The sequence below is a fragment of the Streptomyces sp. NPDC007205 genome (assembly GCF_040634095.1).
In the GTDB taxonomy this organism is placed as follows: domain Bacteria; phylum Actinomycetota; class Actinomycetes; order Streptomycetales; family Streptomycetaceae; genus Streptomyces.
In genome coordinates this window covers 13,422-36,302 of sequence record NZ_JBEYEW010000012.1, presented here as the reverse complement: position 1 = coordinate 36,302, position 22,881 = coordinate 13,422, and the positions used below count along the sequence as shown (strand labels likewise).

Sequence of the window (22,881 nt, the reverse complement as noted above, 5' to 3'; positions counted from 1 at the left end):
AAAGAGGGACGATTTCGGGTCGCCGTCACCGCACCGGTGTTATCGGCCGACGCTCCCCGTCTGTGCTACCGGTCGGCGACCCTCATCTCGAACCATGTCGTCTTGCCGCGCGGCAGCAGGTCCACGCCCCACCGGTCGGAGAGCTTGTCCACGAGGAACAGTCCGCGACCGCTGACGTCCAGTTCCTGGACCGGCATCAGACAGGGCAGGCCGCGCGAGGGATCGCGGACCTCGACGCGGATCCAGCCGGTACGGCGTCGCATCCGCAGACCGAACACCCGGGCCCCGGTGTGCCGTACGGCGTTGCCGACCAGTTCCGACACGAGTAAGACGGCGTCCTCCGCCAGCTTGGGGGTCAGCCGCCAGGTGCGCAGGATGACGACCTGGGCGAGCCGGCGGGCGGTGGCCGCGGACTCCGGGCGGGACGGCAGCGGTACCTCCGCCTCCGTCGGGTTGCCGAACAGTTCGAGCGCCTTGAGCGCCTGCTCGTCCTCGACCGCGGGCGACCAGCGTGCCGCGGCCGCACGACTGTGTCCCCGCGGCTGTTCGATGCCCTCCAGCCCCGCCATGCCCCCATCATGGCGGCCCGGAGTCGCCTTGGGGGCCGTTCCGGAGGAATACGCCCCCTGTGCGCCCCCGCTCTCCACCCGTCCACCGGCATATGCCGAAGGTATGTTTCTGGCGAGTACAGTCTGATTGACCTGCGAAGACGGATCACTTCCGGGCAATCGACAGGCTCCCTCGACCGAGCGGGCTTAAGGCTGCCTTAAGGCTCCCATAAACCGCCCCATCGAGGGACCCGGACGGGACGAGGCGTCAACTGCACGGGCGCGCACAGGACTTCAGGGGAAGTTCACACCGTTGACGATCGGGGGAATTCAGAGGAACTTCGCCTTGCCCGGCCCCTCCTCCACGAAGCTGCGCATGCCGCGCTCGCGGTCCTCGGTGGCGAACAGGCCCGCGAACCAGTTCCGTTCGACGGCGAGGCCGGTGTCGATGTCGGTCTCCAGGCCGGTGTCCACCGACTCCTTCGCCGCGCGCAGGGCGATCGCCGGGCCCTGGGCGAGCTTCGCGGCCCAGGCGTGCGCCTGCTCGTACACCTCGGCGGCCGGGACGACCCGGTCCACCAGGCCGATCGCCAGGGCTTCGTCGGCCTTGACCTGGCGGCCCGTGAAGATGAGGTCCTTGGCCCTGGACGGGCCGACCAGCCGGGGCAGCCGCTGGGTGCCGCCGGCGCCCGGGACCAGGCCGAGCAGGATCTCGGGCTGGCCGAGCTTGGCGTTGTCGGCGGCGATGCGGTAGTCGGCACACAGGGCCAGTTCGCAGCCGCCGCCCAGGGCGTAGCCGGTGATGGCGGCGACGACGGGCTTGGGGATGCGGGCCACGGCCGTGAAGGAGTCCTGCAGGGCGCGGGCGCGCAGGACCATCGCGGTGTGGTCCATCTCCTGCATCTCCTTGATGTCCGCGCCCGCCGCGAACACCCGCTCGCCGCCGTAGATCACCACGGCGCGCACGTCGTCGCGGCGCGTGGCCTCCTCGGCGAGTTCCTTCAGCCGGTCCTGGGTGGCGACGTCCAGCGCGTTCATCGGCGGCCGGTCGAGGCGCAGGGTACCGACGCCTTCGGCGACTTCGAGAGTGACGGTCATGGAGGCAGGTTAACGGGGATTAACGGCAGCGGGCCCGGTGCCGTAGGTCACAGCACCGGGCCCCGCTCAGTGAACCGTCACTTCTTCCAGTCCGCCCACGACATGTTCCACCCGTTGAGGCCGTTGTCGGGCGCCACCGTGCGGTCGTGGGAGTTCTTCACGACCACCACGTCGCCGATGAGCGAGTGGCTGAACATCCAGGCGGCCGGGACGGAGCCGTCGTAGCCGCCGCGCACGTCGCGCAGGCCGACGCAGCCGTGGCTGGCGTTGTAGTTGCCGAAGGCGTCGCCACCCCAGTAGTTGCCGTGCAGGAAGGTGCCGGAGGTGGTCAGGCGCATGGCGTGCGGGACGTCCTTGATGTCGTACTCGCCGCCGTAGCCGACGGTCTCGCCGTTCATACGGGTCACGCTCAGCTTCTCGCTGATGACCATCTGGCCGTTCCAGGTCTCGTAGCCGGGCTTGCCGGTGGTGACCGGGATGGTCTTGATGACCTTGCCGTCCTGGGTGACCTTCATCGTGTGCTTCTTGGCGTCCACGACGGAGACCTGGTTGCGGCCGATGGTGAACTTGATGGTCTTGTGCTGCTTGCCGTAGACGCCGTCGCGGCCCTCGACCCCGTCCAGATCGAGGTCGACGGTGACCTTCGTGCCTTCCTTCCAGTACTTCTCGGGCCGGAAGTCCAGGCGGTCGTTGCCGAACCAGTGGCCCTCGACGTCGACGGCCGGCTCGGTCCTGATCCTGATGGCCTTCTCGACGGCGTCGGGGTGCGTGATGCCCCGGGTGAAGTCGACGGAGAACGGCATGCCGACGCCGACGGTGGAGCCGTCCTCGGGGGTGAAGGTGCCGAGGAAGGTGTTCTTCGGCGTCAGGGTGGTGAAGGAGGAGTCCTCGGCGGCCCGGCGGCCCTGGGAGTCCTTGGCGACCGCGTGCACGGTGTACCTGGTGGAGGCGGCCAGATGGGTCGACGGCGTCCAGGACGCGCCCCCGCCGGTGAGGGTGCCGTCGACCGCACGGCCCTTGGCGTCCTTGACGGTGACCTCGGTCAGCTTGCCCTTGGCGACGTCCACCTTGAGCGCACCGTTCGTATCGACGCCGGTGGTACCGGCCTTGGGCGATATGGTGACGGCGGCGGCGGACTGCCGGTCCGCCTGCTGGGTGCCGTTCCTGCCCTCGCCCGAGCCCTTGTCCCCGCCCCCGCCGCACGCGGCGAGGCAGAGCACCAGGGCGCCGGCTATGAGAGCCGGCCCCGTACGGCCTCTCCCCCTCTTTTCCGTCGGCCCCGCCACCGACGCCCCCGCTACAGGCCGCACGTTCAACGCGTTCTCCCCTCGCCGGACCTGCTCAGGCCCGCTCCCCACCACACTCGTGCGCGCATATTAACCGTCCGGTTTTGAGCGGGGTGTCAGGCGTATGTCACCGTTCCGTCGCAACTTGCACCTGTCACCGCCGCCCGAACCCGGCCCCTCACCCCGTTACTTCACCGCGCTGCCCGCCTTCCACTCCTTCCAGGGCATGTTCCAGCCGCCGAGGCCGTTGTCGGGAGCGACCGTCCTGTCCTTGCTGTTGACGACTTCGACGACGTCGCCGATGAGGCTGCGGTCGAAGAACCAGCCCGCGGGGGTGTCCGAACTGCCGCCCTTGACGTCCCTCAGGCCCACGCAGCCATGGCTGACGTTGACGACGCCGGGGGCGTCCGGGTTCCAGTAGTTGCCGTGCAGGAAGGTGCCGGAGTCGGTGAGCCGCATGGCGTGCGGGACGTCGGGGATGTCGTACTCGGCGCCGAGGCCGATCGTGCGGCTGTTCATGCGGGTGACCTCCCGCATGTCCATCACCACCATCTTGCCGTTGTAGGTGGGGTGTTTCGGGGCGCCCGCGGTGATCGGCACGGTGGCGAGCAGCCGTCCGTCCCGGCGTACCTCCATGGTGTGCTCCTCCGCGTCCACCAGGGAGACCTGGCTGCGGCCGACGGTGAAGGAGAAGGTCTTGTCCTGCAGGCCGTAGACACCGGGGGCCCCCTGGACGTCCCGCAGGTTCAGGTCGACGGTGACCTCGGTGCCGGGTTTCCAGTACTGCTCGGGGCGGAAGTCCAGGCGGTTCCTGCCGAACCAGTGCGGGCGGATGTCGACGGCCGGGCGGGCGCTGACCCGGACGGCGCGTTCGACGGCGGCGCGGTCGGTGATCTCCCGGCTGAAGGTGAGGGAGACGATCATGCCGGTGCCGACGACGGCGCGGTTCTCGGGGGTGACGTAGCCGATGAACCGTTCGTCCGGGACGAGTGTGGTGAAGGTGGTGTGCCGGGCCGAGCGGCGGCCGCCCGCGTCCCGCGCGACCACGTCGACGGTGTATTTGGCGGCGAGCGCCAGCCGGTCCCGGTCCGGCCGCCAGGTCATGCCGTCCTCGCTCATGTGCCCGGGGACCGGGAAGTCCTGTGCGTCCTGCGACCTCACGACGGTCACCTTCTCCAGGCGCCCGGCGGGCACCCGCACCCGCAGCCGCTGGTCGGGGCGGACCGCCTTGCTGTCGTCGTCGGGGGTGACGTGGATGACGTCCTCGGGTGCCGGGGGTTTGCCGAGCGCTCCGCCCAGCCCGAGCGGGCCCGAGCCCCCGAAAGAGCAACCTGCCAGCAGTGCCGCCGATGTCACCACGGCGGCCAGCGCGACCCACGCGCGTCGCGCGCGTCCTTGTACGTGCCTCACGCGGGACTCAACGACCGGGCACGCTCCGGGGAAACGTGAGTGCGACCCACGCACTGGGCAGAACAGAGGGAAGGACGACACGCTGGGGAGCCGCCGCGCCCGGACCGGAGGGGGCGCCTTCTTGGATCAGATCGGCTGAAAGGGACGACCAAGCACGATCCAGAGGGCGCTCTCGACGGTCGGGGCGCAGCCGTACCGGGCGGCCGAGGGTGCTGCGGGGCAGCCTCGGCTCTTCGGCACGGCCGGTTGCACCGCCCCGGGGCGAGCCACTGAAAGAGGGGCCGACAGGTGACGAGCGCAGCCGAGCAGCGGGCACCGGCCGGGGAGCCGGCCTCCGGGACCGGGCAGCAGCCGGCCGTGGTGAACGGCGCCCGGCGGGCCGCGGTGCCGGCCCCGGTGGTGTGGCCGGGCGCCCCGACGCCGCTGGGCGCCCGGTTCCGGGACGGCCCGGACGGGGTCGCGGGCACCAACTTCGCGCTGTGGGCGGGCGGGGCCGAGGCGGTCCGGGTCTGCCTGTTCGACGAACGGGGCCGGGAGACCCAGGTCCCGCTGTCCGAACTGACGCACGAGATCTGGCACGGCTTCGTACCGGGCGTGATGCCGGGTCAGCGCTACGGCTACCGGGTGGACGGCCGCTGGGACCCGTGGACCGGCGCCCGCTGGAACCCGGCCAAGCTGCTGCTGGACCCGTACGCACGGGCGGTGGACGGGGAGTTCGGGCTGCCGCCGGAGGTGTACGGGCACGTGCGGGACTGGCCCGAACAGCATGTCGCCGACACCGTCCGCGACGACCGGGACTCGGCGCCGTACGTCCCGAAGGGGGTCGTCGTCGACGATGACGACGACTGGGAGGACGACCACCGGCCGAAGACCCCGTGGGCCGACTCCGTCATCTACGAGCTGCACGTGCGCGGCTTCACCAAGCTGCACCCCGGCGTCCCGGAGGACCTGCGCGGCACCTACGCCGGCCTGGCGCACCCGGCGGCGGTCGAGCACCTGGTGAAACTGGGGGTGACGGCCGTCGAACTGCTCCCGGTGCACCAGTTCGCGCACGAGGACCATCTGCTGCGCCGGGGCCTGCGCAACTACTGGGGCTACAACTCCATCGGCTACTTCGCCCCGCACGCCGCCTACGCGGCCTCCGGTACGACGGGAGGGCAGGTCGGCGAGTTCAAGCGGATGGTGCGCGCCCTGCACGCGGCGGGCATCGAGGTCATCCTCGACGTGGTCTACAACCACACGGCGGAGGCGGGCGAACTGGGCCCGACGCTGTCCCTGAAGGGCATCGACAACCGCGGCTACTACCGCCTCCAGGACGACACCCGCCGGTACGCCGACTACACCGGCTGCGGCAACACCCTGCACGTGGTCCAGCCCCAGGTGCTGCGCCTGATCACCGACTCGCTGCGCTACTGGGTGACCGAGATGGGCGTGGACGGGTTCCGCTTCGACCTCGCGGCGGCGCTGGCCCGCTCGATGCACGACGTCGACATGCTCTCCCCGTTCCTGGCCGTCATCGCCCAGGACCCGGTGCTGCGCCGGGTGAAGCTGATCGCCGAACCGTGGGACATCGGCTCGGGCGGCTACCAGGTGGGTGCCTTCCCGCCCCTGTGGACCGAGTGGAACGACCGCTACCGCAACGCCGTCCGGGACTTCTGGCGGCACGCCCTGCCGGACGTCCGCGAGATGGGCTACCGGCTGTCCGGCTCCAGCGACCTGTACGCCTGGGGCGGCCGCCGCCCGTACGCCTCGGTCAACTTCGTCACCGCGCACGACGGGTTCACGCTGCGCGACCTGGTGTCGTACGAGCGCAAGCACAACGAGGCCAACGGCGAGGGCAACCGCGACGGCACCGACGACAACCGCGCCTGGAATTGCGGGGCGGAGGGCGAGACGGACGACGAGCGGATACGCGCCCTGCGCCGCCGTCAACTGCGCAACCTGCTGACGACCCTGCTGCTGTCCACCGGCGTGCCCATGCTGGTGGCCGGTGACGAACTCGGACGCACCCAGCGCGGCAACAACAACGCCTACTGCCAGGACAACGAGATCAGCTGGCTGGACTGGTCGCTGCTGGACGACCCGGCCTGGCGGCCCCTGTTCGAGCTGACCTCCCGGCTGATCGCGCTGCGCCACCGGCACCCGGTGCTGCGCCGCCGTGCCTTCTTCTCGGGCCGCGCCCACTCGGCGGACGGGCTGCGCGACCTCGCGTGGTTCACCCCGCGGGGCGCGGAGATGACCGAGGGCGACTGGTACGCCCCCGCCGCCACGCTCGGCATGTACCTCTCCGGCCGGGACATCCCCGGCCGGGACGAGCGGGGCGCACCGGTCACGGACGACAGCTTCCTCGCGATCCTGCACGCGGGCGACGGCCCGACGGAGTTCGTCCTGCCGGGGCCGCCGTGGGCCGAGCGGTACGAGGTGATCGTGGACACCTCCCGGGAGGAGCAGACGGACGCCCCGGGTACGGTTCATCCGGCGGGTACGGGGATCACGGTGCCGGAGCGGGCGGTGCTGCTGCTGAGAGTGGCCTGAGCGTGTGCGGGAGCTGTGCGTGACGCGGATCACGCCACCCGGGTGCAGCACCCCTGGGGGTCCAGAGCCTTTCTCCTGGTGAAGAGAGCCGGCGAGAACGGGGACCGTGAGGATGGAGCAAGCTCGGGCCGGTGAGTACGACGCGTTCGTGGCGGCCCGCTGGTCGGTGTTGTTCCATCTGGCCCGTCTGCTCACCGGAGGGGACCGCCACCGGGCCGAGGACCTGTTGCAGGAGTCCTTGGTCAAGCTGTGGTTCGTCTGGCCGAAGGTCGCCGACGAAGCGCCGGAGGCGTATGTGCGCAAGGTGCTGGCGCGCGCCGCGGCCCGCTCGGCCCGGCGGCGCTGGTGGGGCGAGCGGCCCGTGGAGGAGCTGCCCGAGGTGGCGGCGGCCGGTGACGTGTCCGCGACGGTCGCCGAGCGCTCCCGGCTGGAGTCGGCGCTCGCGCACTTGAGCCCGCAGCAGCGGGCCGCGGTCGTTCTGCGCTACTACCAGGACCTGCCCGACCGGCAGGTCGCGGCGATTCTGGGCTGCCCGGTGGGCACCGCCCGGTCCCATGCCGCGCGCGGGGTGGCCCGGCTGCGCGGGCTGCTGGCCGACGTCATCGAGCCGGTGGGGTGAGGGGGACCCGTGAAGCACTTGGACGACACGGAGCACATGGATCACTTCGAGCGGCAGCTCGCCCAGCTGATGCACAGCACGCAGGAACCGGTGTGCTACGAACCCCGGCACCGGGAGGCGCTGAGCGCGGGCGTGCGGACGCGTCGCCGGGTGCGCGCGGCGCGCCGGGCTGCCGGTTCCGTGCTGGCGGTGGCCGGGCTCGGACTGGGACTGTTCCTGTGGCCGCACGCCCACACCGACGACCGGCCCGGCGCCCCGCACCCCCGGCCGGCAATCAGCCCGACAACCCTCCCGACCACTTCGCCCAGCACGTCCCCGAGCACGTCGCCGGACACGTCGGAGTCGTCGAGCGGACCCCCGTCATCGATCGCGACGGACTCCGCTCCCCCGGACTCGACGTCGACGCCCTCCGACACGCCCTGGAGCGGCGGAAGTTCGGCCACCACCACACACGAGCCGCCGCCGGCCACGGCCACCGCGACCGCCACCGCTCAGGACACCACCACACCACCGGTCTCCACGACGGTGAGCGCACCGGCCGGGCCCTCGGACGACCCCTCTCGGTGATCAGTCCCTCCGGCTGACCCGCATTCCCTCCCACCCGCGTGCCTTCGGCATGCCCGACCAACAGGAACAAAGGGGGAACAACGTGATGAAACTCCGACCGAGCCGCCTGCCGGCCATGACACCCGCGTCCGGGCGCACCCCTCTGCCGAAGCAGGTGCCGACGCAGTCCGGGGAGCCCGTCCTCGACCTGGCCGTACCGGTGTTCAACGAGGAGAAGGACCTGGAGCCGAACGTCCGGCGGCTGCACGCGCATCTGCGGGACACCTTCCCCTACCCGTTTCTGATCACCATCGCCGACAACGCGAGCACCGACGGCACCCCGCGTATCGCCGCCCGGCTCGCCGAGGAGCTGCCCGAGGTGGTCTCGGTGCGGCTGCCGGTCAAAGGCCGCGGCCGGGCGCTCAGGGAGGCCTGGTCGGGGTCGCGGGCGCCCGTGCTGGCCTATCTCGACGTGGACCTGTCCACCGGGCTGGCGGCGCTGCTGCCGCTGGTCGCGCCGCTGATATCCGGCCACTCCGACCTGGCCATCGGCACCCGGCTCGCGCCGGGCGCGCGGGTGGTCCGCGGGCCCAAGCGCGAGATCATCTCCCGCTGTTACAACGTGCTGCTGCACTGCACGCTCGCCGTCGGCTTCTCCGATGCGCAGTGCGGCTTCAAGGCGGTGCGCCGTGAGGCCGCCGAGCGGCTGCTGCCGCTGGTGCGGGACGGGCAGTGGTTCTTCGACACCGAGCTGCTGGTGCTGGCCGAGCGGGCGGGCCTGAGGATCCACGAGGTCCCGGTGGACTGGGTCGACGACCCCGACAGCAGCGTCGACGTCGTCGCCACCGCGCTGGCCGACCTGCGCGGGATCGTACGGATGCGGCGGACGCTGGCCCGCCGCCGCCCCCGTACCGGACCGGTCGCCTCATGACCGAAACCCTGCCGCGCGCGCAGTCCCCCGCCGCACCGCCCGCGCCCGGCACCCGGCTGCGGGCCGCCGCCCGCCGGCACGGACCCGTACTCGCCCTGTTCGGCGCGCTGAAGCTGGCCGGTTTCTGCTCCTTCATGTACCTGCTGTCCTCCGCCGGGGACTACCGCACCAAGGACCCCCGGTTCGGCGGCGGCGCGCACGCCTGGGACGTGCTGGCCACCTGGGACGGCTGGTGGTACCAGCAGATCGCCCTGCACGGCTACGACCCGAGACTCGTCCACATCCCCGGCGCCACCGGACTGATCACGCTGGAGGGCAACTCGGCGGCGTTCTTCCCGCTGTACCCGGCCCTGATCCGGATGGCGATGGCGGTCACCGGCCTCGGCTCGTACGGCGCCGGTCTGCTGGTGTCGGTCCTGGCCTCCTTCGCCGCAGCCCTCGGTGTCTACGCGGTCGCCGAGCGGTTCGGCGGGCGGCGGGGCGGGCTCGCCGCGGCCGGGCTGTGGGCGGTGTGGCCGGGCTCGGGCGTGGAGTGGGCCGTCTACTCGGACTCCCTCTATGTGGCCCTGGCCGCCTGGACCTGTTACGCCGTCATGACCCGCCGCTGGCTGACCGCCGGTGTCCTCTGTTTCGCGGCGGGCCTGAACCGGCCCACGGCCGCCGCGCTGATCGCCGGGCTCGGCGTCGCCGCGCTGCTCGCGCTGCGCCGCCGCGAGGAGGACACCCTGCGCCCGCTGCTCGCGGCGGCCCTGGCCCCGCTCGGCCTGTTGGGCTACCTCCTCTGGGCCGGCAACCGCATGGGCGACCTGACCGGCTACTTCAAGCTCCAGTCGGGCGCCTGGGCGCACAGCTTCGACTACGGCAAGCAGACCCTGGACGTGCTGACGTCCGTACCGGTCGGCAAGTTCGACTATCTCTTCGCGTATCCGTTCGCGGACGTCATCGCGGTCGGTGTCATCCTGCTCGCCTGTGCGCTGCTGCCACTGCTGCTGCGGCTGCGCCCGCCGGCGGTGCTGGTCGTGTACACCGTCCTCACGCTCGCCCTGGTCCTCGGCAGCCAGCAGATCGTCGCCAACATCTCCCGCTACCTGCTGCCCTGCTTCCCGCTGTTCCTGCCGCTCGCGGTCGCGATGCGCCGGCTGAGCCTGCCCGTGCAGTGCACCCTGTTCGGCATGGCGGCACTCGCCTCCGGGTCGTACGCGGGCTACGCGCTCTTCGAACTGGGGGTGCCGTGATCCGGGCCGCGGTCGGGTCGCCGAGGGTACGCCGGGGTGCCGGTGCCTCCGGGGGACGGCACCGGCATCCGAGCGGCGGCTCAGCTCAGGCCGAGGCTGGACAGCGCGGTCGTCCAGTCGGTCATGATGGCGTTCTGGGCGTCGGTGAGGCTGACGTCACCGGCGCAGACGGCCTTCTTGAGCTTGTTCTCGACGGTGTCCTTGCCGGAGGAGGCCTCGTCGCCGTAGTGCGGCTCGGGCCAGAGGTTCTCCTCGCTCCTCGGGGCGCCACCGAGTTCGAGTGGCACGAAGTGGTCCTCCTCGTAGTCCGAAACGTTGGTGTCGGAGTAGCCGTACTCGACGATCTGCTTCTTCTTCAGCGCGGTGGTGTAGGAGCTGGGCGGCCGTACGGTCGCGGTCCAGCCGGAGACGCAGATGGTGGAGCCGATGGTGTCCTGGGTGACGTCGGGGTTGAGGGCCCCGGGCGTGCAGGAGGGGTCGGGCAGGGGGAGGTAGCCCTGGCTGCAGCTTGCGGCGTGGGCGGTGCCGGTGGTGACGGTGAGGCCCGCGGCGGCGAGGGCGAGGGTGGAGAGGGTGGTCACCAGGGGGCGCGGTATTCGGGACATGTGGGGTCTCCCGGTGCGGTGCCCGGCAGAGATTCCGGGCGGTCGTGAGCATGACAGCACCAGGAACGTCTATGCGAGTAGACCCCTTTGCCCGACCGAGGGCTCCTTTGGTTGAACGTTTATTCGCACGAGAGCAGTGGGAGGCGAGGCCTTAACACGGCCTTGGCCGGTTCACGCCAGGCTGTCCCGCCATGCCTTGTGGAGGTCCGCGAACCGCCCCGTGCCGGTGACGAGTTCGTCGGGCCGGCCGTCCTCGACGATCCGGCCGTGCTCCATCACCAGTACCCGGTCCGCGATCTCCACCGTGGACAGCCGGTGCGCGATCACCACCGCCGTACGGCCCCGCAGCACCGTCGACATGGCCCGCTGCACGGCCCGCTCGCCGGGGACGTCCAGGGAGCTGGTCGCCTCGTCCAGGATCAGCACCGCCGGATCGGCGAGCAACGCCCGTGCGAAGGCGACCAGTTGGCGCTGCCCGGCGGAGATGCGCCCGCCGCGCTTGCGCACGTCCGTGTCATAGCCGTCGGGCAGCGCGCTGATGAACTCGTGCGCGCCGATCGCCTTCGCCGCCCGCTCGATCTCCTCGCGAGTGGCTTCGGGCCGGCCGATGGCGATGTTGTCCGCGACCGTGCCGGAGAACAGGAACGCTTCCTGGGTCACCATGACCACCCCGCGCCGCAGCTCCGGCACCGGCAGTTCGCGCAGATCCACCCCGTCCAGCAGCACCCGGCCGTCGGTGGGGTCGTAGAAGCGGGCCAGCAGCTTGGCGAGGGTGGACTTGCCCGCGCCCGTGGAGCCGACCACGGCGACCGTCTGCCCGGCCGGCAGGGTCAGATCGAAGCGGGGCAGTACCTCGCCGCCCGTGCGGTAGGCGAAGCGGACGCCGTCGAAGACGACCTCGCGGCCCGGGAAGTCACCCTTGAGCGACGGGAGTTCACGCGGCTTCGCCGGCTCCGGCACGGACGGGGTCTGGGCCAGCAGCCCGGCGATCTTCTCCAGGGAGGCCGCCGCCGACTGGTAGGAGTTCAGGAACATCCCGAGCCGGTCGATCGGGTCGTACAGCCGGCGCAGATACAGCACGGAGGCCGCCAGCACGCCCAGTTCCAGCGAGCCGGACGCCACCCGGTAGGCGCCCCAGAGCACGATCCCCGCGACCGCCGTGTTGGCCACCAGCCGCGAGCCGACCACATAGCGGGCCATCTCCAGCAGGGCGTCCCCGTTCGTCCGCTCGTGCCGCCGGTTCAGCACGGCGAACTCGGCGTCGTTCGCCGCCTCCCGGCGGAACGCGCGCACCGGACGGATGCCGTTCATCGTCTCCACGAACTTCACGATCACCGCCGCGATCGCCGTGGACCGCGCCCGGTACACCCGTCCCGCCCGCCGCTGGTAGAGCCGGACGAGCAGGTACAGCGGCACGAAGGAGGCCACCGCGACCGTGCCCAGGCCGAGGTCCAGCCACAGCAGCATCGCCGAGATGTAGACGAACGACAGCACGACGGTCACCAGCTCCTGCAGCCCCTCGTTGAGGAGTTCGCGCAGCGACTCGACGTCCGTCGTGGAGCGGGAGATCAGCCGGCCCGACGTGTAGCGCTCGTGGAAGTCGATGCTCAGTGCCTGCGCGTGCCGGAAGATCCGGCCCCGCAGATCGAGCAGCACGTCCTGGCTGACCCGGGCGGAGGCCTCGATGAACGCGAACTGCAGCGCGCCGGAGAACAGCGCGCACAGCAGATAGCCGACGGCCACCGCGATCAGCGGGCCGTGGCGGTGGTCCCGGAACGCCGGTACGGCGCTGTCGATGGCGTACGCCACCAGCAGCGGGCCCGCCTGCACCACCGCCTGCTGCACCAGCAGGAGGAGGGTGGTGAGGACGGCCCTGCCCTTCAGGGGCGTGAGCAGGGAGCGCAGCAGGGCGGCCGTGGCACCGGGCGGGGTGGGCAGCACGTCCTGGTCGAAGGCGTCGCCGGACTCACTGCCGCCCCCCGCGCCGGGCGGGCCGGGAAGTTCGTCGTCCTCGGCCGTGGGAGTGGAGGCGGTCGTGGTGGTCAACGGGGGTCCTCCGTGTCCCTGGAGTTTCCGGACATCAGATGCGCGTACTCGGCGTTGGTGCGCAGCAGTTCCTGATGGGTGCCGACGGCGGCGATCCGGCCGTCCGAGAGCAGCGCGACCCGGTCGGCGAGCAGCACCGTGGAGGGGCGGTGGGCCACGATCAGCGCGGTGGTGTCGGCGAGTACCTGCCGCAGCGCGGCCTCCACGGCCGCCTCCGTGTGCACGTCCAGGGCGGACAGCGGGTCGTCCAGCACCAGGAACTCCGGTCTGCCGACCACCGCGCGCGCCAGCGCCAGGCGCTGGCGCTGGCCGCCGGAGAGGCTGAGGCCCTGCTCGCCCACGCGGGTGCCGGTGCCCTGCGGGAGGGCGTGCGCGAAGTCGGCCTGCGCGACGGCGAGCGCGCGGTCGAGGTCGGCCCGTCCGGCGCCGTCCGGGGCTCCCATCAGGACGTTCTCGCCGACGCTCGTGGAGAACAGGGTGGGTTCCTCGAAGGCGACGGCCACCTTGGCGCGCAACTCCTCGCGGGGTATGGCGGCTATGTCGACACCGTTAAGGGTGATGCGGCCGGAGGTGACCTCGTGCAGGCGCGGGACGAGGGCGGTGAGGGTGGTCTTCCCGCTGCCGGTGGCGCCGACCAGGGCCATCGACTCGCCGGGGCGGATGTGGAGGTCGATGTGGGTGAGGAGGGGCGGGGAGTCGGGGGGTGCGTCGGGGTAGCGGAACCGGACGTTCTCGAACCGGAGTCCGGTGTCGTGGCCGGCCGGGCGTGGAGCATGACGGCCCGCGGCTACGGCGGCTTCCTGTGCCTCGTCCAGCACCTCGAAGTACCGTTCCGTCGCCGTCGCCGCCTCCTGGCTCATCGCCAGCAGGAACCCGATCGAGTCCACCGGCCACCGCAGGGCCAGCGCCGTACTCAGAAAGGCCACCAGAGTGCCCGTCGACAGGTCACCGTCGGCCACCCGGATCGCGCCCAGCACCAGCGCCGCCCCGATCGCCAGCTCCGGGAGCGTCACGATGACACCCCAGATGGCGGCCAGCAGCCGCGCCTTGCGCAGCTCCGTGCCGCGCAGGGTGACCGACAGCTCGCGGAACGCGCGTGCCTGGCTGCGATGCCGGCCGAAGCCCTTGATGATGCGGATGCCGAGCACGCTCTCCTCGACCACCGTCGTCAGGTCGCCGACCTGGTCCTGCGCCCGCCGTGCCACCTCGGCGTACCGCCGCTCGAAGACCGCGCAGGTCCACATCACCGGGATGGCGGGACCGAGGATGACCAGGCCCAGCACCCAGTCCTGCATCAGCATGATCACCACGCCGACGAGGATCGTGACGCCGTTGACCAGCAGGAACGTCAGCGGGAAGGCGAGGAACTGACGCAGCAGCATCAGATCCGTCGTGGCCCGCGACAGCAGCTGGCCGGAGGCCCAGCGGTCGTGGAAGGCGACGGGCAGCCGCTGCAGATGCCGGTACAGCCCCGCGCGCATCTCCGCCTCGACGTGCGACAGCGGACGGGCCACCAGCCAGCGCCGTATGCCGAACAGGACCGCCTCGCCGATGCCGAGGAGGAGCAGACACAGCGCACCGAGCCAGACGCCCGCCGGGTCCCGGTCGGCGACCGGCCCGTCCACCATCCACTTCAGGACGAGCGGGATCACCAGCCCGGCGCAGGAGGCGACGATCGCGACGAACGCGGCCGTGAACAGCCGCGCCCGCACGGGGCGGACGTACGGCCACAGACGCAGCAGCGTGCGTACCGCGGAGCGGTCGGTGTCGGTGGTTGCACGTGTCGTGGGCATCACCGTGAGCGTACGGACCGGCACTGACATCGCCCACTGAGTTTCGGCCGGACCCCGGTCCGCCCGGGATTCTCACGACATGCCAACCGTCACTTCTTCACTCGTTGCAGTGCTGATGCCTGTCTCGGTCTGTGCGGCGATGCCCCGGCGTCGCGGATGGCGGTGACGACTGTGTGGGCCCACTCGGTTGGTGGCGGGGTGTCGAGCAGGCCCGCCAGGCACGTGATGTGTGCCGCGCGTTCGTCGACCGTCATGGCCAGTGCGATGCGCAGGGTGTCGACCAGGTCGTGCGGCAGCAGTGGGTCAGTGAGCAGGGCCGCGGTTCCCAGGTGCTGCGCGACTCCCGCGTGACGGGACAGGATCAGAACACCGGGGCGGCGGGTGGCGTGGTGCGTGGTGATGTATTCCTGGGCTGTGAGGTTCATGCCGTCGGCGAGTGAGGTCACCCAGAACACGTCGGCGGCCAGGTAGTGGTCGACGACGTCGGCGAAGTCCAGATTACGGGGGATGTAGTCGACGGGTTCCCACGCGTGCGTGCCCCACCGGTGGTTGATTCGGGTGATCGCGTCCTCAAGTTCCGAGCGGGTGGAGTCGTAGGCTTGGATGCCGGCCTCCGGCGGTGGGCAGACCAGGCGATAGCGCACCTGTCCCCGCAGTCGTGGCGTCTGGGCCAGGAGGGCGTCCAATGCACGGATCTTGTGGACGGGCGCCTTGGCGTAGTCGAGTCGTTCCACGGACAGCACCAGCTGGGTGCCGTCGTTCCCGTGTCGCGGCTGCAGGCGCGTCCTGGCCAGGTCCGCGACGGCATGGCGGTCGATGCCCAGGGGGTGCACACCGACGCGCGGCGTGGGCCCTGCGGTGCCGACGAGGAGCCGGCGGAAGTGGTCGGCGCAGTCGGTGGTGTGGAAGCCGGCCCAGTCCAGGCATGCGAGCGAGTCGAGCAGCTGCCCGGCAGCCGGAATGCGGCGGAAGACGTCCGGGTGGGGGAACGGCGTGTGGTGGAACAGCCCGATGGCCAGGTCGGGGCGCTGGGCCCTGAGGAGGGCCGGCACGAGCCACAGATTGTAGTCGTGCAACCAGACTGTGCCTCCCTGCGCGGCGAGGGTGCCGATATGGCGGGCGAATGCGGCGTTCACCTCCTCGAAGTCGGCCCAGTGGGCGGGTCGGTCCTGGATCAGGTCAGGCTGGGACATCAGGGCCGGCCAGAGCGTCTCCTTGCAGACGCGGTGAAAGTAGCCCGCCCATCGTTCGGGTTGCAGCGGCAGGAGGGACAGCGGCAGGCCGCCGGCGGCCGTCACGGGCTCGGCCGGCGGCGGCATCACGCCGATGTGGGCGGCTGCCCACACAGCGTCCAGGCGCTCGTCGGTAAGAGCGGCCTGCAAGGTCGGCAGGATGCCGTTGGGACTGGAAGGTGGCTGCCAGGCACCGTCGAGCCAGCGCACGGGCGGGCGGTGATAGCCGACGACCACTGATCGGCGGGCCAGCCAGCCGAGGCGTTCCATCCCCTCCAGGACGGCGGCAGCCCCGTCCAGGGCGGAGTGATGGACCTGCTCGCTCGCGGGGACGCCGGCCGCCAGAGCAGGCTCCGCGTTGGCGACCACGACCGCGAAGGCGCCCTGGGAGAACAACGAAAGGTCGTTGAGGGAGTCCCCGGCCACGAGCGTCGCCTGCCGGGGCCACCCCAGCGTGCGACCGAGCAGCCGCAGTGCACGTCCTTTACTCGCCCTGGCCGGCAGGACATCGAAGTACCGGCCCGAGGCGTACGACCAGGAGCATCCCAGCGCTTTCACCGCGGCCTTGAGGTCGTCCGAGAGACCTTCGGGATTGAGATAGAAGGAACAGCGGCCCTCCTGCGGCACGCCTTCCTGGTACACGAGATGCGGGAAATGCCGCAGCGCCGCTCTCACCCGGTCAGCGCCCGGCCATCCGGCGCGCAGCTGCCCCTGCAGGTCTTCGAGGTGGACCATCCGGCCGGCGTCGATGACGCTGGCACCGACGTCGGCGATGATCCAGCGCGGGGACGGCACCAGCGGATCGTCTCGCAGGAGTGTCTGTACGGAAGCAAGGCTGCGTCCGGTCGCGAAGACCAGTGTGATGTCCGGGTGCCGGTTCAGAGCGCTGCGCAGACGCCACCGATCGTGTTCTTCGCCGCCCAGCAGGGTGCCGTCCAGGTCGGTCACGAGAACCCTGGCCGAGCCGGCCTTTCCGCCCACCGGCGCTCCCTCAGGTCTTGACCGTGGGCTCTTCACCAAGCGGGGTCGTGGGTCACCGGGTCGATGACCTTCCCCCCATCAGCCTCGTCCGGGTGCGATGGGGTTCTCTGAACGTCCCGGATCGCCTGGCCAAGTCGCGTCTCTCGAAAGTCGTCGCTTTCCACAAGCCGGGAAATCAGGCCCGCAGGCGCATGGCGCGCGGCCTCCACTAGTCGGTCGACGGCAGGATCGGCTGGCGTCACGGAACCTCCAGGATCACGGCATGGCGGCATCGGCACGGCGTGAGGCAGCCGTCAGCCGCGCGGCTGCGCCAGACGGACTCGGGCTGTGGCGACAACACGCGCGACGGCTGTTGACCGTAGCTCTAGCCGCCTGTGACACCACCTCATGCGCAGGCCGTGATTTTTCACTCCCCTGCCCCGCGCACGCACCGGTACGCGGGCTCAGCCCGGTGAACGGGGTTGTCCGGGACGGCTCCGACGCCGCGGGCCGTGGACGACGGGCTGGTGCCGGGGCGGCTGGGGGTACCGGCCGCGTGGACCGGGGGGATGTTCGCGGCCTGGGCGGTGAACGCCTGGGAGTACTGGCCGCGTGGACCGAGGTGATGTTCGCGGCCGGGGCGGTGAACGCCTGGCTGAGCATCATGCGGCACCGCACGATGACCCGGGCCGACCCGCACACCCTGATCCTGGACGAGGCCACCGCCCTGCCGGACCCCAGACCCCACGACGGCCCGGCACGCCGAACGCGCGCTCGCCGCCGTCCTCCAGGGCCGTACGGTCATCGCCATCGCACACCGCCTGCACACGGCCCACGACGCCGAGCCTCTGCCCCGGTGACCGATCCGCATAGCGAACATGAACATCCGGTCAACGAACCATTTCCGGCCAAGTTTGTGACGCGGTCCTGACAGCCGCGCTGATCCCCTGTCACTCTTCCCTGGCCGACTCACAGCAACCCCACAGTTCTTCTGCTCCGCGTGAGCCGGCCTGCACGTGGTTCCGCGTAACGCCCTGTTCTGCCCGGACGTCCCAACCCACCGTCCGGTCTCCCCTGGCCGCGCGACCCGCGGTCACGCAGAAGGAGTCAGTGTGAGCAGCAGTTCCTCTCGCAGACGCACCTCCCACACAGCACCGCACCCCACAGCGCACCGCCGCACCGCCGCCGTCGCCCTCGCCGGTGTCGCCGCCCTGATCGCCGTCGCCGTCCAGTCCGGCGCGGCCACCGCCGCACCGGCGAAGCCGCAGGCGGGCAGGATGAATCCGGCCCATGTCGCGGTCAAGCTCACCCCCTCGCAGCGCGTCGAGCTGATCCGCGACGCCGACGCGTCGAAGGCCGCCACCGCCCGGTCGCTCGGTCTGGGCGCCCAGGAGAAGCTGGTCGTCAAGGACGTCGTCAAGGACGCCGACGGCACCGTGCACACCCGCTACGAGCGCACCTACGCCGGCCTTCCGGTGCTCGGCGGCGACCTGGTCGTGACGTCCAGGTCGGGCAAGACCATGGACGTCGTGAAGGCCACCGGCGCCACGCTGAAGGTCGCCGGTCTCACCCCGGCGGTGCCGAAGGCCGCGGCGGAGAAGCAGGCCGTACAGCGGGCCAAAGCCCTCGGCGGCAGCAGGACGGCGGCGGACTCCGTCCGCAAGGTGATCTGGGCGGCGAGCGGAAAGCCGGCCCTGGCCTACGAGACGGTCGTCGGCGGCTTCCAGGACGACGGCACCCCGAACCAGCTGCACGTCATCACCGACGCCGCCACCGGCAAGAAGCTCTACGAGTACCAGGGCATCGAGACCGGCATCGGCAACACCCAGTACAGCGGCCAGGTGAACCTGACCACGACCCACTCGGGGTCGGCGTACACGCTGACCGACGGGGCGCGCGGCGGCCACAAGACGTACAACCTGAACCACGGCACCTCGGGCACCGGCACCCTGTTCTCCCAGAGCACCGACACCTGGGGCAACGGGACCACGTCGAACGCCGCGACCGCGGGCGCGGACGCCCACTACGGCGCGCAGGAGACGTGGGACTTCTACAAGAACACCTTCGGCCGCAGCGGCATCAAGAACGACGGCGTCGGCGCCTACTCCCGCGTCCACTACGGCAGCTCGTACGTGAACGCGTTCTGGGACGACGGCTGCTTCTGCATGACGTACGGCGACGGCTCCGGCAACAACGACCCGCTGACCGCGCTCGACGTCGCCGGGCACGAGATGAGCCACGGCGTCACCGCCAACACCGCGGGCCTCGACTACAGCGACGAGTCCGGCGGCCTGAACGAGGCGACCAGCGACATCATGGGCACCGGCGTGGAGTTCTACGCCAACAACTCCACCGACGTGGGCGACTACCTCATCGGCGAGAAGATCAACATCAACGGCGACGGCAGCCCGCTGCGCTACATGGACAAGCCCAGCAAGGACGGCAGTTCGGCCGACTCCTGGTACTCGGGCGTCGGCAACCTCGACGTGCACTACTCCTCGGGCGTCGCCAACCACTTCTTCTACCTGCTCAGCGAGGGCAGCGGCGCCAAGGTGATCAACGGCGTCAGCTACAACTCGCCGACCGCGGACGGGCTTCCGGTCACCGGCATCGGCCGGGACAAGACGCTGCAGATCTGGTACCGGGCACTGACCACCAAGTGGACATCCACCACCGACTACGCGGGCGCCCGCACCGGCACCCTCGCGGCGGCCGGTGAGCTGTACGGCACCTCCAGCGCCGAGTACAAGGCGGTGCAGGACGCCTGGGCGGGCGTCGGGGTCGGCCCGCGCTCCGGTGGCGGAGACAGCGGAGGCACGTCGTACGAGAGCAACACCCCGGTCGCCATCCCGGACAACGGCCCGGCCGTCACCTCCAGCATCACGGTCTCCGGCAGGACCGGAAACGCGCCGGGCAACCTCCAGGTGGGCGTCGACATCACGCACACCTGGCGGGGTGACCTGGTGATCGACCTCGTCGGCCCGTCGGGCACCGCGTACCGCCTGAAGAACTTCAGCTCCTCGGACTCGGCGGACAACGTGAAGCAGACCTACACGGTCAACGCCGCCGCGGAACCGGCCAACGGAACCTGGAAACTGAGGGTGCAGGATCAGGCCACGTACGACACCGGGACGATCAACGGCTGGAAGCTGACGTTCCCGTAAACCGAGCGCCACAAGCCCGAGATCTGGGGTTCGTCCGAGGGTCCGGCACCTTCGGACGGCCCCGGTTAACGCAGCTGAAACGTTCCGCAAACAGTCGCTTTCCAGCCAACATCACTTCAGGGCGCTGACATGTACGCGCCCCTAATGCCACTCTTCCCTCACCCGCCGCAGAGCTTCACCACACCGTTCCGGCCAGTACCCCACGCTGACCGGACTCCCCACATGAAGGAGCTTGCGTGACCCCCCGCTACACGCGTCACAAGCGCACCACTCTGGTCATCGCCACCGCCGTCGCCGCCGGAGCCCTCGTCACCACCGGTCTGGCCACGGGCGCGTCCGCCCAGACCCCGGCCGGCACCCCGGCCGCCAAGCCGCTGGCCGCAGCGCCGACCGCGCTCACCGCCGCCGCCCGCACCTCCCTGATCCAGCAGGCGCAGGCCGGCGCGGCCGCGACCGCGCAGAAGATAGGCCTCGGCGCCAAGGAGCAGCTGGTCGTCAAGGACGTCGTCAAGGACGCCGACGGCACCGTCCACACCCGCTACGAGCGCACCTACGCGGGCCTGCCGGTGCTCGGCGGCGACCTCGTGGTGCACACCGCCAAGACGGGCAGGACCGAAGGCGTCACCAGAGCCACCAAGGCCGCCATCAAGGTGGCCTCGCTCAAGCCGCAGATCACCGCCGCCAAGGCCGAGAAGCAGGCGGTGTCCGCCGCCAGGACCCTCGGCTCGGCCAAGTCCGCCGCGAACGGCGCCCGCAAGGTGATCTGGGCCGGCTCCGGCAAGCCCGTCCTCGCCTACGAGACGATCGTCGGCGGCCTGCAGGACGACGGCACCCCGAACCAGCTGCACGTCATCACCGACGCCGCCACCGGCAAGAAGCTCTTCCAGTACCAGGGCATCGAGAACGCGACCGGCACCGGCAAGACGCTGTACTCCGGCACGGTCAGCCTCAACACCACGCAGTCGGGCTCGACGTACAACCTGACCGACAGCACCCGGGGCGGTCACAAGACCTACAACCTGGCCCGCAAGACGTCCGGCAAGGGCACCCTGGTGGCCGGCTCCACCAACACCTTCGGCACCGGCACCGCCTCCAGCTCCTCCTCCGACCAGACCGCGGCCGCCGACGCCGCCTACGGCGCGCAGGAGACCTGGGACTTCTACAAGAACACCTTCGGCCGCAGCGGTATCAAGAACGACGGCGTCGGCGCCTACTCCCGCGTCCACTACGGCAGCTCGTACGTGAACGCCTTCTGGGACGACAGCTGCTTCTGCATGACCTACGGCGACGGCCAGGGCAACGCCGACCCGCTGACGTCCCTGGACGTGGCCGGCCACGAGATGAGCCACGGCGTCACCGCCAACACCGCCGGCCTGGACTACTCGGGCGAGTCGGGCGGCCTGAACGAGGCCACCAGCGACATCATGGGCACCGGCGTGGAGTTCTACGCCAACAACTCGTCCGACAAGGGTGACTACCTCATCGGCGAGAAGATCAACATCAACGGCGACGGCACCCCGCTGCGCTACATGGACAAGCCCAGCAAGGACGGCGGCTCGGCGGACTACTGGTCCTCCTCGGTCGGCGACCTGGACGTGCACTACTCGTCCGGTGTGGCGAACCACTTCTTCTACCTCCTGTCGGAGGGCAGCGGCTCGAAGACGATCAACGGGGTGAGCTACAACTCCCCGACGAGCAACGGCTCGACGATCACCGGCATCGGCCGCGCCAAGGCGCTGCAGATCTGGTACAAGGCGCTGACCGAGTACATGACCTCGACGACCAACTACTCGGACGCCCGCGCGGCGACCCTGAGCGCGGCGTCGGACCTGTACGGCGCCGGCAGCACCGAGTACAAGACGGTGGCGGCGACCTGGAGCGCGGTCAACGTCACCAGCTGACCGAGCGGCTGACGGGCGGGCCCGGGAGAAAGGCACTCCGGGCCCGCCCTACTCTTGTGACCCATGTCCTCGGCGCCCTTCACCTACGAGCCGGTCGGCACGACCCGCGACGACCTGACGTACTGCCCGCCCGGCTTCCACCCCCTGCACGTGCGCACCCGCCTCGGCGAGGGCGAAAAGCTCTTCCAGCGGGCCGCCGAGGCGGTCCTCACCTGGGAGATGCACCGCGCCCTGGGCGTGGGCATCGACGCCACCGCCGACCGCGCGGCCCCCGGCGTCGACGTCACGGTCACCCTGGCCGCCCTGATCAAGGCCCCCTGCCGCATCATCTGGACGACCGAGGAATCCCGCCTCGCAGGCTGGGCCTACGGCACCCTTCCGGGCCACCCCGAATGCGGCGAGGAAGCGTTCCTGATCGACCGCACGGGTGACGGCACGGTCTGGCTCACGGTCGCGGCCTTCAGCAAGCCGGCCAAGTGGTACGCAAAGGCGGGCGGCCCGGCGACACGGGGGTTGCAGCACGCGTACGCCCGCCGGTGCGGGGCGGTACTGCGGAAGCTCTGCGAGGGCCTGTCCGAAACATGATCCGAAGACCACTCCTCGTCCCCCTGGCCACGACCCTCGCCGCCGCACTGCTCACCGCCCGCGTCACCTGGGACTCCGACACCTTCCAGAACTGCCGCTACCTGGGACCCTCCCCGCGCCTGTGCATCACCTCCTGGGCCGGTCTCACCTGCGCCGTCGGCGCCGTGCTGCTGTTCGCGACCCTGCCCCGCAGCGAACGCCGAGGCGTGGCGGCGGTGTCCGCGGTGGCCGCCGTACTACTGGGGGCACTGCTGCTCGCAAGCGTCTACTGGCTGTACACCCCGGACCCGTCGGGCGGGGACGACTGCTCGGGGCTGCACCTGCTCGTGCCGTAGCGCCGGCCTTCGTGAGCGGGCGCGTCGGGATCGGAATTCGGCCGACCTGTTC

The 22,881-nt window shown here is 70.9% G+C and carries 16 protein-coding genes and 1 pseudogene; 9 read left to right on the top strand and 8 right to left on the bottom strand.

What is annotated here, in order from left to right; all coding sequences use genetic code 11:
- Positions 1-65: 65 nt before the first annotated feature.
- From ABZ624_RS20985 to ABZ624_RS20970, 4 genes are all read right to left on the bottom strand, one after another.
- Positions 66-569 carry an ATP-binding protein gene (locus ABZ624_RS20985; RefSeq protein ID WP_360090825.1) on the bottom strand — a complete coding sequence of 168 codons (504 nt, stop codon included), beginning with the start codon at positions 567-569 and terminating at the stop codon, positions 66-68.
- A gap of 309 nt (positions 570-878) precedes the next feature.
- Positions 879-1,646, bottom strand: coding sequence for an enoyl-CoA hydratase/isomerase family protein (locus tag ABZ624_RS20980; RefSeq protein WP_360090822.1), 768 nt, complete (start codon positions 1,644-1,646; stop codon positions 879-881).
- A gap of 77 nt (positions 1,647-1,723) precedes the next feature.
- Complete coding sequence (locus ABZ624_RS20975; protein WP_360090819.1) at positions 1,724-2,866, bottom strand: Ig-like domain-containing protein; 1,143 nt, start codon at positions 2,864-2,866, stop codon at positions 1,724-1,726.
- A 252-nt stretch (positions 2,867-3,118) separates the two neighbouring features.
- Positions 3,119-4,342, bottom strand: a complete 1,224-nt coding sequence (locus tag ABZ624_RS20970) for an Ig-like domain-containing protein (protein WP_360090816.1) — start codon at positions 4,340-4,342, stop codon at positions 3,119-3,121.
- Between the two features lie 288 nt (positions 4,343-4,630).
- On the opposite strand from ABZ624_RS20970, the gene glgX reads away from it, so the two are divergent.
- From glgX to ABZ624_RS20945, 5 genes and pseudogenes are all read left to right on the top strand, one after another.
- Positions 4,631-6,877: a glycogen debranching protein GlgX gene (gene glgX, locus ABZ624_RS20965; protein ID WP_360090813.1), complete on the top strand. Its 2,247-nt coding sequence runs from the start codon at positions 4,631-4,633 to the stop codon at positions 6,875-6,877.
- Positions 6,878-6,989: 112 nt separating this feature from the next.
- Entirely contained in the window at positions 6,990-7,496 is a 507-nt protein-coding gene (locus ABZ624_RS20960) for a SigE family RNA polymerase sigma factor (RefSeq protein WP_360090810.1), read from the top strand.
- Positions 7,497-7,505: 9 nt separating this feature from the next.
- Positions 7,506-8,063 (top strand): hypothetical protein, encoded by a 558-nt coding sequence (locus tag ABZ624_RS20955; RefSeq protein WP_360090807.1) that lies wholly within the window; start codon positions 7,506-7,508, stop codon positions 8,061-8,063.
- A 115-nt stretch (positions 8,064-8,178) separates the two neighbouring features.
- Positions 8,179-8,937, top strand: a pseudogene (locus tag ABZ624_RS20950) (dolichyl-phosphate beta-glucosyltransferase); the annotation flags it as partial.
- A 32-nt stretch (positions 8,938-8,969) separates the two neighbouring features.
- The gene (locus ABZ624_RS20945) at positions 8,970-10,208 is read left to right on the top strand and encodes a glycosyltransferase family 39 protein (protein ID WP_360090804.1); all 1,239 of its coding nucleotides are present in this window, start codon (positions 8,970-8,972) and stop codon (positions 10,206-10,208) included.
- Positions 10,209-10,288: 80 nt separating this feature from the next.
- Here ABZ624_RS20945 and ABZ624_RS20940 read toward each other — a convergent pair whose 3' ends face one another.
- From ABZ624_RS20940 to ABZ624_RS20925, 4 genes are all read right to left on the bottom strand, one after another.
- Positions 10,289-10,813, bottom strand: coding sequence for a hypothetical protein (locus ABZ624_RS20940; protein ID WP_360090801.1), 525 nt, complete (start codon positions 10,811-10,813; stop codon positions 10,289-10,291).
- Positions 10,814-10,984: 171 nt separating this feature from the next.
- Positions 10,985-12,859: an ABC transporter ATP-binding protein gene (locus tag ABZ624_RS20935; protein WP_360090798.1), complete on the bottom strand. Its 1,875-nt coding sequence runs from the start codon at positions 12,857-12,859 to the stop codon at positions 10,985-10,987.
- Positions 12,856-14,652: an ABC transporter ATP-binding protein gene (locus ABZ624_RS20930; protein ID WP_360090795.1), complete on the bottom strand. Its 1,797-nt coding sequence runs from the start codon at positions 14,650-14,652 to the stop codon at positions 12,856-12,858. The genes ABZ624_RS20935 and ABZ624_RS20930 overlap by 4 nt, the downstream gene beginning before the upstream one ends.
- An 89-nt stretch (positions 14,653-14,741) precedes the next feature.
- The gene (locus ABZ624_RS20925) at positions 14,742-16,865 is read right to left on the bottom strand and encodes a trehalose-6-phosphate synthase (RefSeq protein ID WP_360090792.1); all 2,124 of its coding nucleotides are present in this window, start codon (positions 16,863-16,865) and stop codon (positions 14,742-14,744) included.
- Between the two features lie 1,091 nt (positions 16,866-17,956).
- On the opposite strand from ABZ624_RS20925, the gene ABZ624_RS20920 reads away from it, so the two are divergent.
- The 4 genes from ABZ624_RS20920 to ABZ624_RS20905 all read left to right on the top strand — a co-directional run bounded on the left by ABZ624_RS20920 (position 17,957) and on the right by ABZ624_RS20905 (position 22,829).
- On the top strand, positions 17,957-20,008 hold the full coding sequence (locus ABZ624_RS20920; protein WP_360090789.1) for a M4 family metallopeptidase: 2,052 nt from the start codon (positions 17,957-17,959) through the stop codon (positions 20,006-20,008).
- A 236-nt stretch (positions 20,009-20,244) separates the two neighbouring features.
- On the top strand, positions 20,245-21,909 hold the full coding sequence (locus ABZ624_RS20915; RefSeq protein WP_360090786.1) for a M4 family metallopeptidase: 1,665 nt from the start codon (positions 20,245-20,247) through the stop codon (positions 21,907-21,909).
- A 63-nt stretch (positions 21,910-21,972) separates the two neighbouring features.
- Positions 21,973-22,494, top strand: a complete 522-nt coding sequence (locus tag ABZ624_RS20910; RefSeq protein WP_360090783.1) for a DUF1990 domain-containing protein — start codon at positions 21,973-21,975, stop codon at positions 22,492-22,494.
- On the top strand, positions 22,491-22,829 hold the full coding sequence (locus ABZ624_RS20905; RefSeq protein ID WP_360090780.1) for a hypothetical protein: 339 nt from the start codon (positions 22,491-22,493) through the stop codon (positions 22,827-22,829). The genes ABZ624_RS20910 and ABZ624_RS20905 overlap by 4 nt, the downstream gene beginning before the upstream one ends.
- Positions 22,830-22,881: the final 52 nt, after the last annotated feature.

What these genes read in the sequence shown, in the direction of transcription:
- ABZ624_RS20985 (WP_360090825.1), bottom strand. Translation starts at nt 569, where the DNA reads ATGGCGGGGCTGGAGGGCATCGAACAGCCGCGGGGACACAGTCGTGCG.
- ABZ624_RS20980 (WP_360090822.1), bottom strand. Translation starts at nt 1,646, where the DNA reads ATGACCGTCACTCTCGAAGTCGCCGAAGGCGTCGGTACCCTGCGCCTC.
- ABZ624_RS20960 (WP_360090810.1), top strand. Translation starts at nt 6,990, where the DNA reads ATGGAGCAAGCTCGGGCCGGTGAGTACGACGCGTTCGTGGCGGCCCGC.
- ABZ624_RS20945 (WP_360090804.1), top strand. Translation starts at nt 8,970, where the DNA reads ATGACCGAAACCCTGCCGCGCGCGCAGTCCCCCGCCGCACCGCCCGCG.
- ABZ624_RS20940 (WP_360090801.1), bottom strand. Translation starts at nt 10,813, where the DNA reads ATGTCCCGAATACCGCGCCCCCTGGTGACCACCCTCTCCACCCTCGCC.
- ABZ624_RS20930 (WP_360090795.1), bottom strand. Translation starts at nt 14,652, where the DNA reads ATGCCCACGACACGTGCAACCACCGACACCGACCGCTCCGCGGTACGC.
- ABZ624_RS20910 (WP_360090783.1), top strand. Translation starts at nt 21,973, where the DNA reads ATGTCCTCGGCGCCCTTCACCTACGAGCCGGTCGGCACGACCCGCGAC.
- ABZ624_RS20905 (WP_360090780.1), top strand. Translation starts at nt 22,491, where the DNA reads ATGATCCGAAGACCACTCCTCGTCCCCCTGGCCACGACCCTCGCCGCC.